The 15,710-nt window shown below is 56.1% G+C and carries 10 protein-coding genes and 1 pseudogene; 2 read left to right on the forward strand and 9 right to left on the reverse strand.

Annotation, left to right across the window (positions count from 1 at the left end; all coding sequences use genetic code 11):
• Window positions 1-13: 13 nt before the first annotated feature.
• Window positions 14-4,645: a neuraminidase-like domain-containing protein gene (locus Q1W15_RS17595; protein ID WP_300730666.1), complete on the forward strand. Its 4,632-nt coding sequence runs from the start codon at window positions 14-16 to the stop codon at window positions 4,643-4,645.
• 35 nt (window positions 4,646-4,680) lie between these two features.
• Here the strand turns inward: Q1W15_RS17595 and Q1W15_RS17600 are convergent, their stop codons facing one another.
• The 6 genes and pseudogenes from Q1W15_RS17600 to Q1W15_RS17625 form a co-directional block, all read right to left on the reverse strand.
• Window positions 4,681-6,072: a sigma-54 dependent transcriptional regulator gene (locus Q1W15_RS17600; RefSeq protein WP_300730667.1), complete on the reverse strand. Its 1,392-nt coding sequence runs from the start codon at window positions 6,070-6,072 to the stop codon at window positions 4,681-4,683.
• Window positions 6,069-7,832 carry an ATP-binding protein gene (locus Q1W15_RS17605; RefSeq protein WP_300730668.1) on the reverse strand — a complete coding sequence of 588 codons (1,764 nt, stop codon included), beginning with the start codon at window positions 7,830-7,832 and terminating at the stop codon, window positions 6,069-6,071. The genes Q1W15_RS17600 and Q1W15_RS17605 overlap by 4 nt, the downstream gene beginning before the upstream one ends.
• Window positions 7,832-8,081, reverse strand: a pseudogene (locus Q1W15_RS17610) (hypothetical protein); the annotation flags it as partial. The pseudogene Q1W15_RS17610 and the gene Q1W15_RS17605, both read right to left, overlap by 1 nt.
• Before the next feature lie 109 nt (window positions 8,082-8,190).
• The gene (locus Q1W15_RS17615) at window positions 8,191-9,042 is read right to left on the reverse strand and encodes an alpha/beta fold hydrolase (protein ID WP_300730669.1); all 852 of its coding nucleotides are present in this window, start codon (window positions 9,040-9,042) and stop codon (window positions 8,191-8,193) included.
• Complete coding sequence (locus tag Q1W15_RS17620; protein WP_300730670.1) at window positions 9,039-10,433, reverse strand: aminotransferase class III-fold pyridoxal phosphate-dependent enzyme; 1,395 nt, start codon at window positions 10,431-10,433, stop codon at window positions 9,039-9,041. The genes Q1W15_RS17615 and Q1W15_RS17620 overlap by 4 nt, the downstream gene beginning before the upstream one ends.
• The gene (locus Q1W15_RS17625; protein WP_300730671.1) at window positions 10,426-11,121 is read right to left on the reverse strand and encodes an MtnX-like HAD-IB family phosphatase; all 696 of its coding nucleotides are present in this window, start codon (window positions 11,119-11,121) and stop codon (window positions 10,426-10,428) included. The genes Q1W15_RS17620 and Q1W15_RS17625 overlap by 8 nt, the downstream gene beginning before the upstream one ends.
• A gap of 226 nt (window positions 11,122-11,347) precedes the next feature.
• Between Q1W15_RS17625 and Q1W15_RS17630 the strand changes: the two genes are divergently transcribed.
• On the forward strand, window positions 11,348-12,106 hold the full coding sequence (locus Q1W15_RS17630; RefSeq protein WP_300730732.1) for a MipA/OmpV family protein: 759 nt from the start codon (window positions 11,348-11,350) through the stop codon (window positions 12,104-12,106).
• Window positions 12,107-12,145: 39 nt separating this feature from the next.
• Here the strand turns inward: Q1W15_RS17630 and Q1W15_RS17635 are convergent, their stop codons facing one another.
• From Q1W15_RS17635 to Q1W15_RS17645, 3 genes are read right to left on the reverse strand one after another with little or no spacing between them, the layout of a single operon-like run.
• Window positions 12,146-12,472: a GlpM family protein gene (locus Q1W15_RS17635; RefSeq protein WP_300730733.1), complete on the reverse strand. Its 327-nt coding sequence runs from the start codon at window positions 12,470-12,472 to the stop codon at window positions 12,146-12,148.
• An 8-nt stretch (window positions 12,473-12,480) separates the two neighbouring features.
• Complete coding sequence (locus Q1W15_RS17640; protein WP_300730672.1) at window positions 12,481-13,806, reverse strand: sigma-54 dependent transcriptional regulator; 1,326 nt, start codon at window positions 13,804-13,806, stop codon at window positions 12,481-12,483.
• Window positions 13,803-15,707: an ATP-binding protein gene (locus Q1W15_RS17645; protein ID WP_300730673.1), complete on the reverse strand. Its 1,905-nt coding sequence runs from the start codon at window positions 15,705-15,707 to the stop codon at window positions 13,803-13,805. The genes Q1W15_RS17640 and Q1W15_RS17645 overlap by 4 nt, the downstream gene beginning before the upstream one ends.
• Between the last annotated feature and the right edge of the window lie 3 nt (window positions 15,708-15,710).

The raw sequence follows: 15,710 nt of genomic DNA on the forward strand, positions 1-15,710 counted from the left end.
CAGAGGCTCTATCATGAATACCGCCATCATTGCAGAACTCGAAGAACAACGTCGTGACGCGCTGGTTGATTACTATTTGGGGCAGATCATTCCCTCAGCCGAAACCAGTGCCCCACCCACTATCATTACGCCAGAAGACTTGTACGAGTATTTGTTGATCGATAACCAGGTCAATGCGCAAGTTGAAACCAGCCGCGTGGCGCAAGCAATTGCCAGTATTCAGCAGTATATACATGCTGTTTTTAATGGCATGGAGCCTGGTTACCCCGACGGTTTTGATACCGCGTACTTGCAGCTCTGGCGAGAGGGCATCAGTGAGTACAGCGTGTGGGCCGGGTATCAGATGATTGAAGACTACCCGGAAAACTATATCGATCCTACATTGCGGCTCAAGAAAACTGATCAATTTAAAGACTTTGAAATGGATTTGGGGCAAAGTCGGATCACGGAAGAAAGCGTGCAGTCAGCCGTCAGGAATTATTTGAGTAAGTTTGAACGAGTCAGCAATCTGAAGGTGGTGTCTGGTTATATAGATGGAACTGATTTTAAATTGTCAGATTATTACTTCGTTGGACGGGAAAATGTTGAGCCGTTTTCTTATTATTGGCGGAAAGCTGAATTTCGTTTAACAAGTGAAAGCGAGTCTATTCCTCCCACTATATGGGGTGAGTGGAAAAAGATAGATGTTGCGTTGGCCGCTAGCGTTATAAAATCCCGGCTTGTAGTGGTAGGGGCTAGACTTTATCTTGTCTGGCTTGAGGTTGGTCGGAATATAGTTGATAAAGAGGGCTCACCTACCAGTAGGTATGAGTTCAGCATTAGAATGGCTTATAAGCAATTGAATGATATGTGGTCGCCACAGTCAATTCTGCACACTGGGATTTATACTGAGGGCGAGGGCGACTATGAGGTTGCCAATGACTTTGTCTTTGTCGTAACCATCGATCAGCGTTTTGCCATGGAACCGAGGCTGGTAATAACTTTAGAATCGTTTTTATCAGTTACAGATAGCGTGGTGTTGGCATATGATAAGTTGTTTTTCCCCATTCTTGTTGAGGACGAATTGGTTGACGAGCTTCTGAAATTGGGTCGATTGATCTACCAGCAGAACCCAATGCGGCTTCAGTTTCCCTATGACGGTTCGGGCGAGAGTGATCAGCCTAGTTATATCCATTCTGTGACGTTGGATGAGAAGCTTAGTGTGACTCCTGACGATCCGACAAAAGGGCTTAATCAAACGCTAAGTGTCGAAGTTTCTTTGATGAATGGGGAGGGGAAGGAAGACAAGCCCAAGTTTCTGGTGCAAGGTTTTTGTGAGGCAAAAAAATATACCAAGGATGGTTTGAATATTTACTTGGGTAGATGGCATTCCTCAAACACTGGTATTTCGTCGTCAGAGTATAGAGTTTACTCGGATTCAACAGGGAGGATGTTGTTTGCGAGAATTGTTGTTGAGCATAAAAATGGTAATTTAAATTTAAAAGCGGGGAAATGGTTTCTTAATGGGAGACAGTGTGGGGAAGTTAAGTTGTCTGATTATCGAGGGACAAGTACTCGTAAAGAGGCTGTTATTTCGCTTAATTTTGATTATATGAGTGTTGGGGTTCCTTCAAGTTCGGTGATATTGAGTGGTGGTGGTTTTTACTTTGAAATGGCTGATGGTCAACGGCCGGATATGAGTAATTCGAGTAATGTTTTTAGTGAGATTGTTGCGGCTGCTGTTATCCGTTTTAATGTTTGGTATGGCTACAAAGCCGATGATGGGAGATTGATTAAAAGAAGTGTTGGAGTGTTTTCTTTGCTGCTTAATGGTGCCGCAAAGACGCCTGTGGTTGAGTGTCAGTTGGAGCGGGAGTGGAAGAATTCATATTTTTCTTTTGGTGTAAGTGGTGAGTCTAATCAGCTCGAAAGTTGGAATGCTTATAATGTAGTACTCGTTAATGAATCGCGATTATCACCCGTTATAGTGACTGAGCCTAGCGGTGCTTGCTTCCTGAATCTTGAAAGTTTAGACCTGAATGATGAGCTTAGATATGTGCGCCTTAATACATTACTTGCCAAGGAGTTAACCAGTAAAGCACTGATCTCAATAAAAAGTTTGATGGGGTGGGAAACTCAGCACACTTTGGAACCTCCATCACCAGCTGTTCCGACCAAAGCCGATGATGAAGATTCTGAAAATCAATGGGTCGCGCTTGACTTTAATGGTGCCAATGGTCGTTATTTTTGGGAAATATTCTTCCATGTGCCTCATCTTGTCGCCTATCGACTGAATTCAGAGTTTGACTACGTAGGAGCAGAGAACTGGCTTCATTATATATTTAATCCATTGGTAAGAATTCCTCAGCTTTATCCTGCCCCAACGGCTACTATGGATTATTGGGTCTCTCGGCCATTAACAGCTGAGGACGAGTTTAGCTATGAGCTAGACGGTTTGGGTGATCCGGATGCTATCGCTTACAGTGTGCCTTCGCATTACCGGAAGGTTATTGTAATGCTTTACATGAATAACTTGATTTCCCGTGGTGACTCCCTTTATCGGATGTTGACGCGTGATACGCTAAATGAGGCAAAGTTACACTACGTAAGAGCGCTTTCTCTGTTGGGTTCTTTAAATAAAGGCCGCAGTATTAGTAAGTGGGAGCCCATCAGGCTGCAGGATGCAGCAAAAAAAGATAGCGCTGTATTCGCTGACTTTAGTAGTGAATTGTGGGATGGAAATTTTAGAGCTATCTCGGCGAATGCAACTGGCCAACCGTGGTTGCGATTACTCAATGCACCTTGGTTCAGGTTGCCGGTGAATACGGCCTTACTCGATCAATGGGAGCGTCTGGGCCTGCGGTTAAGCAATTTGCGTAACAATCTTACTTTGGATGGCAAACCTCTGCAGTTAGCACTTTACGAACCTCCGGCCAATCCCATGGATTTGTTACGTGCTCAATTGGCGGCTGGAGGCAGTACTCAGCGGCGATTGGGGTCATTAGCGATCATCCCACCCTATCGTTTCCGCGCCATGTTGCCGCGGGTGCAAAGTGCGGTTGAAATATTGATTCGATACGGCGATCAAGTGCGTAGCTATATGGAGATGCGTGACCGTGCCAATCAGGAGGAATTGCAACAGTCTCATATACTGGAATTTTCAGCTTTTACACAAACGCTCCAAAAACAGGCACTGGAGCATTCGTTAAAATCCCAAGAGGTGCTAGAGCAAAGCAAAAGGACTATTGAATCTCGGAAGAATTATTATGATGGACTGATTGCAGAAGACGTTTCCAAGCTGGAAACGGCTGCTATTGAAAAGCAGACGAGCATAAAACCCCGTAATATTGCGAGTGGTGCAGCCACTACTGCAACTCATATTTTTGGAGCAATAACCCCTGTCATATTTGGCGTGGCATCTGGTGGTATGCTCATTACTGGTACTGGCCACGCCGCTGCAGCAGGCATCCAGACTGATTTGGTTAATGATACATATAACGTTGAACAAACGATGCTCTCAGAGCAATACCGCCGCCGTCGCGTCGAATGGACCTTCCAAGTGGAACAGGCCGAGCTGGAACTTGAGGCCATTGACAAGCAGCTCGAACTGCAAACCCTTGCCATTCAGTCCGCTGAAACCAGCCAAGCCCAAGCGATCAAAGCCCAGGAGCAAGCGCAGGCTTATTACAGTTTCCTGAAAAACCGTGCCACGGGCCCGGCGTTGTATCAGTGGTTGTTGAGCCAGATGGCAACGATGTATTTCCAAGCCTATGACGTGGTGCTGTCGATGTGCCTGAGTGCCGAGGCGTGCTGGCAATACGAGATTGGTGATCGCGATACGCATTTTGTGCCGACCAATGCCTGGACAGACAACTACCACGGGCTCACCGCCGGGGAGGCCTTGAAGCTGGGGCTGTTGCGCATGGAGTCGGCGTACCTCAATCGCCATGAGCGTCGCCTTGAACTGACTAAAACCGTTTCGCTCAGAAAACTGTTTGAACTCAAGACCAAGGACGCACCTGAAGGCATCAAATGGGAACAGGTGGTGGAAACCTTTTTAGGCAGTGAAGGCACCGGCACCCTGCCGTTTAATTTGACGGCGCTGGCCTTCGATCAGGATTACCCCGGCCATTACTTGCGCCAGTTGGTCAATGTGTCGGTGTCGATTCCGGCGGTGATCGGGCCGTATCAGGACATTCGCGCCACGCTGACGCAATTGGGCAGCCGCACCTTGATGAAGCCGGACATCGACGGCGTGAAGTCGCTGTACTTGAGTGACAACACCTTGCCGGAAGGTGAGCAGGATAATGCCGATGGAACCCAGGTGATGAGTAACCCGCGTGCCTATCAGCAGATCGGTATTTCCCATGGGGTGGATGATCGCGGCCTGTTCAACATGGACTTCGGTGATGAGCGTTATTACCCCTTCGAAGGCACGGGGGCGGTGTCGAGCTGGCAGTTGCACTTCCCGCGTCATACTTCGCCTGAGCAGGCCGCGATGTTGGCCTCACTCACGGATATCATCGTGCATGTGCGGTACCTGGCCGTGGATGGCGGAATTCCTTTCCACAACCAGGTTGAAGCGTTGATGGATCAAGTTGAAAAGCCGCCCACTGCGCCAGCCGCTAAAAAACGTGCCACGGCGGCTAAAAAGAAACGTCACTGAACGTGAGCCGGGTGCCGAGTTCAGGTGCCTGGCCTTTACCTCACAACTTTGTCGACATGGATGTCGAGTTTCTTCAACCGATACCAGAAGCTGCGTTCTGATATGCCGATCAATTGCGCGGCGGCGGCTTGTACGCCTTGGGCTTGTTGCAAGGCGGCGAGGATCCAGGTTTTTTCGACTTCTGCCAGGGCGGCCTCCAGGTCAGGGGGCACGCTGGGGCCAGGGCTGAGCATGGCGCTGGTCTGGCTCGGTTGAGTGCTAAACAGGTACGGCGGCAAATCGCTGTCCTGAAGGGTGTTGCTGGTGGCTACAATCGTGGCGCGTTCTACACAGTTTTGCAGTTCGCGGATATTTCCTGGCCAGTGATAGTTTGCCATCGCCTGTAAGGCACCTGGGCTGAAGCCGGTGATGCGTTTACCCGCCGTTGCCCCTAAGATGTGGGCAAAGTGCCGCGCCAGCGGTGCGATGTCTTCCACGCGTTCGCGCAAGGCGGGCAGCGGTATTGGAAAGACGTTCAGGCGGTAGTACAAATCTTCGCGGAATTCTTTATTGGCCACCGCTTCCAACAGGTTCTTGTTGGTGGCCGCAATGACCCGCACATCCACCTTGCGCTCGCGGGGATCACCTACAGGTTCGATCACCCGCTCTTGCAGGGCGCGCAATATTTTGGCTTGCAAGGCCAACGGCATGTCGCCGACCTCATCGAGAAACAGCGTGCCCTTGTCGGCCTGTAAAAAGCGCCCCACGCGGTCAGCGACGGCACCGGTAAACGCGCCTTTGCGGTGGCCAAACATCTCGCTTTCCAGCAGCCCTTCCGGGATCGCTGCACAGTTGACAGCGACAAAAGGTTTGTCGGCGCGGCTGCCGTGTTTGTGGATGGCCCGGGCGACCATTTCTTTGCCTGTGCCGCTCTCGCCGGTCAGCAGAATAGTGGCATTGCTGTCACGCACCGAATCGATGGCCTGCAGCACCCGGCGAAAACTCGGGCTGTCACCGATCAGGCTGTCGATGTGCTGGTGTTCGTCCAGCTCCGCGCGCAGGCGGGCGTTGTCGCGCAGGATGTCGCGAAATTGCAGGGCTTTACTAACCGTGATGTCCAGCTCGTCGATGTCGAACGGTTTGGCAATGTAGTCGTAGGCACCATTACGCATCGACTGAACGGCGTTTTTCACTGTGCTGTAGGCCGTCATCACGATCACCGGCAAGTGCGGGTAGCGCACTTTGACCTCAGCCAGCAACTGCGGGCCGTCCATGCCGGGCATGCGCCAGTCGCTGATGACCAGGTCGATGTCTTCCTGTTCCAGGATGGCCAGTGCTTGCAGGCCGTTACCAGCGGTAAATACGTGCACGTCGTTTTGGCTGAGTGCCGAACTGAGCAGGTCGCAGAGTTTGGGCTCGTCGTCGACGACCAGTAGGTGATGGGTCATGTCTCATCCGCTCCCTGGGCCGGAATGTACAGGTTGAACGTGGTGCCGGCGTCTTTCTCGCTGAAGCACTCAATACGGCCGTCGTGGTTTTCCAGAATCGAGAAGACTTTAGGTAATCCCAAGCCAGTACCCGACGCTTTGGTGGTCACAAACGGGGTAAAAATACGCTCAATCATGTCAGGTTCAATGCCTTGGCCGGTATCGATAATGCTCAGCACGGTGTCCCCGTTTTCATCATGAGCGATGCGCAGGGTCAGGTGCCCACCGTCGGGCATGGCGTCTATGGCATTGATAATCAGATTGAGACAGGCCTGCTTCAACTGACGGGCATCTGCGTATAGCGTTGCCCCCGGGGCCTGATCGTCGATATGCGGGGTGATGGCGTGGCTGTCCAGCTCGGGCTGGCAGAACCCCAGAATGTCGTCGACCAGTGGCCGTGCGAGCTGCACCGAGCGTACGGGGGCGCTGGGCTTGGCGAAATCGAGGAAGTCGGTAATCAATTCGTTGATCCGCGACACTTCGCTGACCACGTATTCGAGGTGGCGTTTGTCGGTGTCGTCCAGATTGGCGCGGCGGTGCAGCAGTTGGGTCGCCGTTTTGATAATGCCCAGTGGGTTGCGTATTTCGTGGGCCAGGCCCATGGCCACTTCGCCCAACGCATGCAACCGGTCACGGCGCCGTAGCTGGGCTTCCAGGTGATGCAACTGAGCCAGGCGCACCGCCATGTGGTTGAAGGTGCTGCCCAGTTCGGCCAGCTCGTCGTGGCCCGACACCGCCACGCGTTGGCTGTAATCCCCGGCCGTCACGGCGCGTACACCCGCTGACAGCTCGCGCAAAGGCCGTGTCAGGCGTTCGGAGACCAACCAGCCAACGGTCAGGGACAGCAGCGAGCCGAGCAGGAAAATCAGGGCGAACAGGTTGGTTTGGTTGACCAGGCCGACAAGGCTGGTGTGGCGCAACAGGCCGCTGTAAATCACCCCTTGCAGCTCGCCGTTATCACTGAAAATCGGCCAGTACAAACCGCTGTAGCGCCGGGTGAACTGCTCGGTGGGCTGCTTGGTTTCGCGCAGCGTTTGCTCGATGGCAGGCGGCACCGCCGGCTGGCGGTCTTCAAAGCGCTGGCTGGAGAAAATTTCGGCAAACCCGGTCGAGTTGGAGAGGTAGAGGCGTAAATCGAGGGAGTGCACGTCTGCCACGCTGGTCAGGAAGCTGCTGTCCATATAGGTGGCCACCAGCAACTGATAGTCGACGCCGTCCTGCGACGTGGGAAACGTCGACACCACGGTGCCCGTGGGCACACCGCCGACATTGATGGTTTGCAGCACAGCATTGGGTAACAGGCTGATCTGGTCGACGATATTGTCGCTGGCGGTGCTGAACACGACGGTGTGATCGCTGTCGCGAATCAACGCCACGACGTCGATGCCCATGGCGTCGGCGATGTCGGCGGTGAGTTTGTCGCGGCGGATCGCTTTCTCTGAGGACGGCGGGTGGGTGTATTGCAAAAACAGCTTCGCCACCCGCGCGTTATCCGACAGGATCTCGCTGATTTCGTCTTTGACGATCTTGGTCGACTCCTGTAACCAGACGCGCACGTTGCTATCGAAAATCTGCGACAACGTGGTGGCGGCCAGTTCGGCGGCGATCATGGTCGGGATGACACTGACCAGCCAAAAAGCCAGCACCAGTTTGCGCTGCACCGTCCAGCGCGAGACTTTGAACGGTTGGGCGTTGCGGGTCGATTCAGGCGTGTTGGGCATTAAGACTCGCTTATCGCTGCCGCCAGGGCGGGGTCATGGCGGTCGGGGCGGATGAACAGTTTGACCCGTTTGAGTGGGTGATTGATCAGCCGGTGCTCGTCAACCCGCCTCAGAGCGAACGCCTACCGTTGCGCGTCGAGCCCATACAGGATCACCCCGTTGCTGGAGAATACCCGTGAAATACGCCGGCGGTAAGCGCTCCCATTGCAGCTCGCTGCGCGGCAGGCGGGCTTCGTACCGGCCCATCATTCTACGTTTTGCGGTGGATGGCTGAATGGATGAACAGGCGTGGGCGGTGATCATGGGGCGTCCTGGTTGGGAGCTTGTGTTCGGTATGGCGAAGGAGAGCGCTAACGCATCAAGCGCTCACGCTTTCCCGGACGGTGCTGTTCTGTTTCACGAAATCGGCACTCAGTTCGATAACGCGGGGGTATTGCAGGTCGACGGTGATCATGTGGTAGCAGTTGTCGAGCAACACTTTGGTCACCGGCCCGCCCAGGTGGCGTTCCACGTAGTCGGCATTCCACCGGCTGGTGATGTCGTCTTCGATGGCGTGCAACACCAGTGCTGGCGTGGTGATCGACGGCATGCGTTTTTTGACCCTCGCGTTCAGGCGGTGCAACTCGCGCACAGTGATGCCTTCCATCGTCAGCAACCCGGCATGGCTGCTTTCGCCGGCCTTCATTTGTCGCTCGACAATGGCGCGCAAGCGTTCGTTTTTGATGCCGTAGGGCGGTTTCTCTTCAAAGCTGCACAGGTGCACACCGAAAGGAATGGCCATCAACAGCGGTGTGAGGAACGCCAGTTTGTTGATGCTCCAGCCGTCGTACTTCAAGGTGGTGGAATACATCAACAACCCCACCACTTGCCCAGGGTGCTCGGCGGCCACCAGCATGGACATCACTGCGCCCATCGACAAGCCGCCGACAAACACCTGTGCATGGCGCTGTTTCACGCCAACAAAGGTGTTGCGCACGCCTTCGTACCAGTCCTGCCAGCCGGTGGCCTGCAGGTGGCTGTTGTCCCCGCAGTGCCCAGCCAGCGTGGGCACGTACACCGTGCAGTCACCGGTTTTGGCCAGTCCCTGGGCCACCCGACGCAGTTCCGTCGGGGTGCCGGTTAGGCCGTGGATCAACAGGATCCCGACCGGACCGTGACCGAGAACGAAACCGGCATCCCCTTCACCGAGGTCGATCTCAGAAGTGTTCACCGTTGGGTTGCTCGCACCAGCAGTTGCTCAAGCAACTTCAGGCCCAGGTCGATTTCCGGGTAGCTGATTTCCAGGGACGGAGCCAAGGTGATCACGTTTTTGTAGTAACCGCCTACGTCGAGGATGAGCCCCAGTTTCTGGCCATCTACCACCATGTCACCCTTCATGCCTTCCTCGACCATGTAGTCCAGGGTCGCCTTGTCCGGCGTGAAACCATCCGGGCCGCAAATTTCGCAGCGCAGGGCCAGGCCCAGACCGTCGACGTCGCCGATGATCGGGAAGCGTTTTTGCAGGTCTTGCAGGCCTTCCAGGAAGTATTTGCCTTTGGCCATGACCATGGCACCGTAGTCGATCTCGTTGGTCATTTTGAACATTTCCAGGCCCACCGCTGTGCCTAGTGGGTTGGACGCGAAGGTGGAGTGGGTTGAGCCTGGCGGGAAGATTTTCGGGTTGATCAACGCTTCACGGGCCCAGATGCCGCCCAGCGGGTTCAGTCCGTTGGTCAGTGCCTTGCCGAACACGATCACGTCCGGTTGCACGTCGAAGTGCTCGATCGACCAGAGTTTGCCGGTTCGGTAAAAGCCCATCTGGATTTCGTCAGACACCATCAGGATGCCGTGCTGATCCAACACTTGCTTGAGTTCGCGATAGAAGTTCATCGGTGGAATCACATAGCCGCCGGTGCCTTGAATGGGCTCGACATAAAACGCGGCGTATTCGCTGGAACCGACTTTGGGGTCCCATACACCGTTGTATTCGGTCTCGAACAGGCGGGCGAACTGTTGCACACAGTGGCTGCCGTATTCTTCCTTGGTCATGCCTTTCGGGCCACGAAAGTGGTACGGGAACGGGATGAATTGTGCGCGTTCACCAAAGTGCCCGTAGCGGCGGCGGTAGCGGTAGCTTGAGGTGATCGACGACGCGCCAAGCGTGCGGCCGTGGTAGCCGCCTTCGAAGGCGAACATCAGGCTCTTGCCGTTGGTGGCGTTACGCACGACCTTCAGGGAGTCTTCGATGGACTGCGAACCGCCCACGTTGAAGTGCACGCGCCCGTCCAGGCCGAATTTTTTCTTGGCGTCGACGGCGATCATTTCCGACAGCTCGATCTTGCCCTTGTGCAGGTACTGGCTGGCGATTTGCGGCAGGGTGTCGATCTGTTGTTTCAGCGCGTTATTCAAGCGCGGGTTGGCATAGCCGAAGTTAACGGCCGAGTACCACATTTGCAGGTCGAGGTAGGCCTGGTCTTCGGTGTCCCACACGTAGGAACCTTCGCAGCGGCTGAAAATGCGTGGCGGCTCGATGTAGTGAACGGTGTCGCCGTAGGAGCAGTACTTGGCTTCTTTATCCAGAAGAATCTGGTCTTGCGCGGTGGCGATTCGAATATCAGACATGGTTGAAGAGTTCCTGCTGTTCACGAGAGTCATGAGGGGTGTTGGCGGCGTGGCTGGGCAATTGGCCAAGCAAGGCCGGGAGTTCGGCAAAACGGTCGAAGCGGGCGTAAGGGATGCCGTTGCGTTCGCAGTGCTCGGCCAGGCTGCCTTTGGCGAAGACGAAGTCGGCGCTTTCGGCCACGCACATGTCAGAGCGCCCGTCACCGATTACCAGCACGCGTTTGCCGTGGGGGGTGGATTTGCACTTGCAGTTGCCCGAGGCGGCGCGGCAGACGTCGCTGGAATGGGGAAAGTCGATGCGCCAGCTGTTCTGGTCGACCTGGCGCAGGCGGTTGGCCAGAATCGGCAGCAAGGTCACGTAGTTGCGCGAAAGAATCCGTGCGATACCTTGCTCGATGCCATCGCTGACCACCTCCAGGGTGGCCCCGAGGCCTATGACGTGATCCACGAAGTCAGGGAAGTCCGGGTCAATTTCGACACTGTCGAAATAAGCCAGCAGTTCAGCCGGTGAGGCTTTCACGAGCGACAGTTGGCGGCTCAGGCATTCGCGCGAGCCGATCTCACCGTTCAGCCATTGCGTTTCGATCACTTCCCAACGGGGGTCAGCGAAGCGTTGAAGAATGTTGTCGATGACGTCGGTGCGGGTAATGGTCCCGTCGAAGTCACACACGATATGCCATTGCATCATCTGCATTGTCCTGTTGAGAAGAGGCGCATGTTGCGCATGTACAGGTCATAGCATTGACTGTGCCAACTGGCCAAAGCCCGGCGGGCCGGGGCTTTTCTCAGATTGCGCGGATATAAAGGGGAGGCGAGCTACAATTTTTGTAGGGGGCTACAAACAACATCAGTGCTTGCGTCGATCGCCCGAAAAAGCGATTGATGCGCGCATGAACGTTGATGAGATCCGCGCAATGAAAACCACGGTCTATGTTTTATTTCTGCTCTCCCTGCTGAGTGTCGGCGCGCACGCCGCTGACGGTCTGAGTGGCGAGGTGGGCATTGGCGTTGGCTATCAGCCGTATGATCCCAGCGGCAGTCGCTATCAGACCGTGCCGTTGCCTTACTTCGATGTCGACTGGGGCGATATCAGCCTTGATACCGACGACGGTCTGACCTGGAGTGCCTTGAAAGCTGATGGCTGGAGCGCCGGGCCTTTTATCAATGACGTGTCGGGGCGCAATGCCCATGGCGCGTTGCGCGGCTTGCGCGATGTACCTGACATGGCGCAGCTGGGTGGTTTTGTGCAGTACAGCCCGGCCGAGTTCTGGCGGGTGTACCTGCAACTGGGGCAGGCGCTGGGCGGTGCGGGCGGGCAGGGTGGCGTACTGGGCCAGGTGGGCGGTGAGTTGGGTTACCCGCTGGGGGGAGGGAGGGTGGGCAGCAGCCAGTTGGCGGCGCACTTTGCCGATGGGCGGCAGATGTCGACGTTCTTTGGTGTGACCGACAAGGAAGCCCAGGCCTCAGGCATGACGGGGTATAAGGCCAGCGGCGGGTTTCAGAGCGTGACGCTGACGCAGAACGTCGAATTTCCATTGACCACGCAGTGGTCGCTGGTGGCCAGCGCCAGTTGGATCCACCTGGTGGGTTCGGCGGCGCAGAGCAGTATCGTCAAGCAGGTAGGTGATGTGAACCAAGGCAGCGTACAGACAGCGGTAAGTTACAAGTTCTGATATGACCCGCGTAGGCGCGAGCAAGCCCGCTCCTGCACATCAGTGCAACCTAATCCAAACGCTGACCAGAACAGTGGCGGCCATGAGCCAGGCTACGGCGGCCAGTGCCAGCGACGCTTCAAGGCGCATGCGGTCGACTAGCAGGTACAGCGCGGCAAGGTAGACGAAGTAGGGGATGATCGACCACATGCCAAACACAATGGTGGTTTTCAGGTCGTCGATCGAGCGGCCTTTGCCGACGATGTAGTGCGCGATCAGGGCAAAGGTCGGAAACAGAGGGACCAACCCTGCGATGTAGTAGTTTTTGGTTTTTGCCAGCATCGCCAGGATGATGACCACGCCTGCGCCCAGTGCCGCTTTTAAAATCAGATCCATCAGTGTGCCAGCCCGTATTTTTTGACTTTATCGAACAAGGTGGTTTTGGCCATGCCCAGCTCTTGGCTGGCCTGGGTCAGGTTGCCGCCGCTGCGTTGAAGCGCGTCGCTGAGCAGGTTGCGCTCGAAAGCCTCGACGGCCTCCGAAAACCCCACGCCTTGCGCCGGATGGTTGCCCGTTTTTTTAAATGCGGGTAGCCCGAGGGCAAAGCGTTCGGCCACGTTACGCAATTCGCGCACGTTGCCCGGCCAGTCGTGGCTCATCAGGTTTGACAGGGTCTGGTTGTCCAACTCCGGAGCCGTGCGGTCGAAGCGCAGGGACGACTGCTGCAGGAAGTATTCGAACAGTTGCAGGATGTCTTCGCGACGTTCGCGCAAGGGCGGCAATTCGAGGGTGACCACGTTCAACCGGTAGTAAAGGTCGCTGCGGAACTGGCTGACTTTGCTTAACTGGTCGAGGTCGGATTTGGTCGCGGCGATCACCCGGCAGTCTACGTCGATGCTCTGGTTGGAGCCCAGGCGTTCCAGTGTTCGTTCCTGCAGGACCCGTAACAGTTTGATTTGCAGGTTCAGCGGCATGCTTTCCACTTCGTCGAGAAACAACGTACCGCCGTGGGCATGTTCGATCTTGCCGATGCGGCGTTTGCCGGCACCGGTAAAGGCATTGGCCTCGTGGCCAAATATCTCGCTCTCAAACAGGTTTTCCGGCAAACCACCGCAGTTGAGCGCAACAAACTGCTGGGGCTGGCGGCGGCTGAAGTCGTGCAGGCAGCGGGCGACCAATTCCTTGCCTGTGCCGGTTTCGCCTTCGATCAGGACGTTGGCTGAAGTATCGGCGACGTTGGCGATCAATTCGCGTAATTGCTGCATGGCGGGCGAGCGCCCGATGATGCGCCCTTCCAGTGAGTTGCGCTCGGCCAGTTGGCGGCGCAGTGACCAGACTTCACGCGCCAGGCTACGTTGTTCCAGCGCCCGGCGCGCAACATCGACCAGCCGCTCGGGCGAAAACGGTTTTTCCATAAAGTCATAGGCACCGTCGCGCATGGCCCCTACTGCGATCGAAATGTCGCCGTGCCCGGTAATCAGTACGACCGGCAGGCTACGATCACGGGCCTTGAGCCGCTTGAGCAACTCCAGGCCGTCAATGCCCGGCAGGCGAATATCACTGATGACAATGCCCGGAAAGTTGTCGCCTACCCGTTCCAGCGCCTGTTCGGCGCTGCTCACGCCTTCGCAGTGAATATCTTCAAGTGCCAGTGCCTGCTGGCAGCCGAGCAGAACATGGGGGTCGTCTTCGACAATCAGGACGGTCAGTTCGGTATTCATATCGGCTTGGCCTTAGCGGGTTGCACCAGCGGTAAAAGAAGGACAAAGGCAACACCCCCGGCGCTGGGGAACTCGGCACTGAGGCTACCGCCTGCCGCTGCCGCGAGGCTGGCTGACAGGGTCAGACCAAGCCCCAGGCCGTGTTCGCCGGGTTTAGTGGTGTAAAACGGTTCAAACAGATGCTTGCGGGTTTCGAGGTCGATGCCGGGGCCATTGTCACGCACGCGCAAGCGGTATTTGCCTTCGCTGAGTTCGCCTTCAAGCCACACCTGAGGCGGCGTTGACTGGCTATGCATGGCGTCGAGTGCGTTGCTGATCAAGTTGACGAGAATTTGTTCCAGGCGGGTTTGGTCGATGGTGAGCAGGACGTCACTGACGTCACGGTGCAGTTCGACCGATGAAGCTTCGAGGCGCGTGCTCAGCAGTTGCAGTGTGGCATCGATGGCTTTTTCCAGGCTGGCCTGGCCCTGGTCATCGCCACGGCGGGCGAATGAGCGCAGGTTGGCGGTGATACGGCCCATGCGGTCAACCAGGTTATTGATGGTGCTGAGGTTATCGGCGGCCACCTTCAAGTCGCCCCGCTCAAGAAAGCGCACGGTATTGCCGGACAAGGTGCGCAAGGCTGCCAGGGGCTGGTTCAGCTCATGGGCAATGCTGGTGGACATTTGACCGATGGCGGCCAGCTTGCCGGCCTGCACCAGTTCATCCTGGGCATGACGCAACGTGTCTTCGGCCTGGCGCCGTTCGCGAATCTGGCCCTTCAGGCGTTCGTTGCTCGCGCGCAAATGCGTGGTGCGCTCAGCGATTTTTCGCTCCAGCTGATTGTTGGCTTGCAGCAGGGCTTCGCGGGCTGCCAGACGCGTGGCGATGACCTTGCGGCGTTCGTTCCAGGCAATTAGCAAAAATGCCAGCAACGCAAAGGCGACGGCTACGAGCATGCCCTGATTGGCCGCGCCGCGTCGCAATTCTTGCAAGGGAGTCAGTAAGGTGATGTCCCATGGCGTGTCGTTCAGGTTGCGGGTCTGGGCCAGGTAACTGACTTTTTTCTCATCAGTGACCACGGTGTTATTGATGGCATAGGTGACCTTCTCGACCCCGTCGCTCAGTTGCTCCCGGGCCAGAGGGCTCAGTTCATTGAGCGGCCACCAGTAGTACTGCATGCTGCGCGCCAGCCGTTCCTTGGTGTCGGCACTCAGCGGGCGCACGGATTTGAGGCGCAGTGACGGGTCACTGGTGAGGATGATGATGCCGTTTTCATCGCTCACATAGGCTTCGAGGCGGGCGCGTTGCCAACGTTCTTCAAGGGCTTCGAGGCGAACCTTGATCACCGCGACGCCAATGATTTTGCCTTGTTCCTCAAGGCCATGAGCCAAGTAGTAACCCGGCTCGCCATTGGTGCTGCCAATGCCGTAGAACCGGCCTGGCTGGCCGCGTACGGCGTCTTGAAAGTAGGCGCGAAAGGACAGGTCTTCGCCCAGGTAACTGTCCGTATCGCGCCAATTACTGGTGGCCATGACTCGGCCTGTGGTGTCGAGTACGTAAATGGCTCGGCTGCGGCTTCGGCGGTTGAGGCCTTCCAGGTATTGATTGACGGCGGTGCGATTTGTGGCGGTTGGGTCGGCCAGCAATTGTGAAACGCTGGACTCCAGCTCAAGCAGGCTGGGCAGGTACGTGTATTTGCCGAGTTCACTCTCGACGGTGCGGGCGTGCAGTTCCAGTTGGCGTTCGCCGTTCTCACTGAGGGCGCGAATACCCACGTGCTCGCTGATGCGATAGCCCGCATAGCCCAACCCGACGGTTAGCAGGATGATCAGGGGCGGCAGGAGCAAATGGCGAAGCAGTCGAGGTTTCACGGCAAGTGAGGGCGGGGCACCGCGATAAAGAGTGGGGTCGCATTTCATCAC

The organism is Pseudomonas sp., assembly GCF_030150285.1.
Classification (GTDB): Bacteria; Pseudomonadota; Gammaproteobacteria; order Pseudomonadales; family Pseudomonadaceae; genus Aquipseudomonas.

Coding starts and splice junctions, on each gene's coding strand:
- Q1W15_RS17605 (WP_300730668.1), bottom strand. CDS start 7,832: ATGCCCAACACGCCTGAATCGACCCGCAACGCCCAACCGTTCAAAGTC.
- Q1W15_RS17625 (WP_300730671.1), bottom strand. CDS start 11,121: ATGATGCAATGGCATATCGTGTGTGACTTCGACGGGACCATTACCCGC.
- Q1W15_RS17645 (WP_300730673.1), bottom strand. CDS start 15,707: ATGAAATGCGACCCCACTCTTTATCGCGGTGCCCCGCCCTCACTTGCC.
- Q1W15_RS17620 (WP_300730670.1), bottom strand. CDS start 10,433: ATGTCTGATATTCGAATCGCCACCGCGCAAGACCAGATTCTTCTGGAT.
- Q1W15_RS17640 (WP_300730672.1), bottom strand. CDS start 13,806: ATGAATACCGAACTGACCGTCCTGATTGTCGAAGACGACCCCCATGTT.
- Q1W15_RS17595 (WP_300730666.1), top strand. CDS start 14: ATGAATACCGCCATCATTGCAGAACTCGAAGAACAACGTCGTGACGCG.
- Q1W15_RS17630 (WP_300730732.1), top strand. CDS start 11,348: ATGAAAACCACGGTCTATGTTTTATTTCTGCTCTCCCTGCTGAGTGTC.
- Q1W15_RS17600 (WP_300730667.1), bottom strand. CDS start 6,072: ATGACCCATCACCTACTGGTCGTCGACGACGAGCCCAAACTCTGCGAC.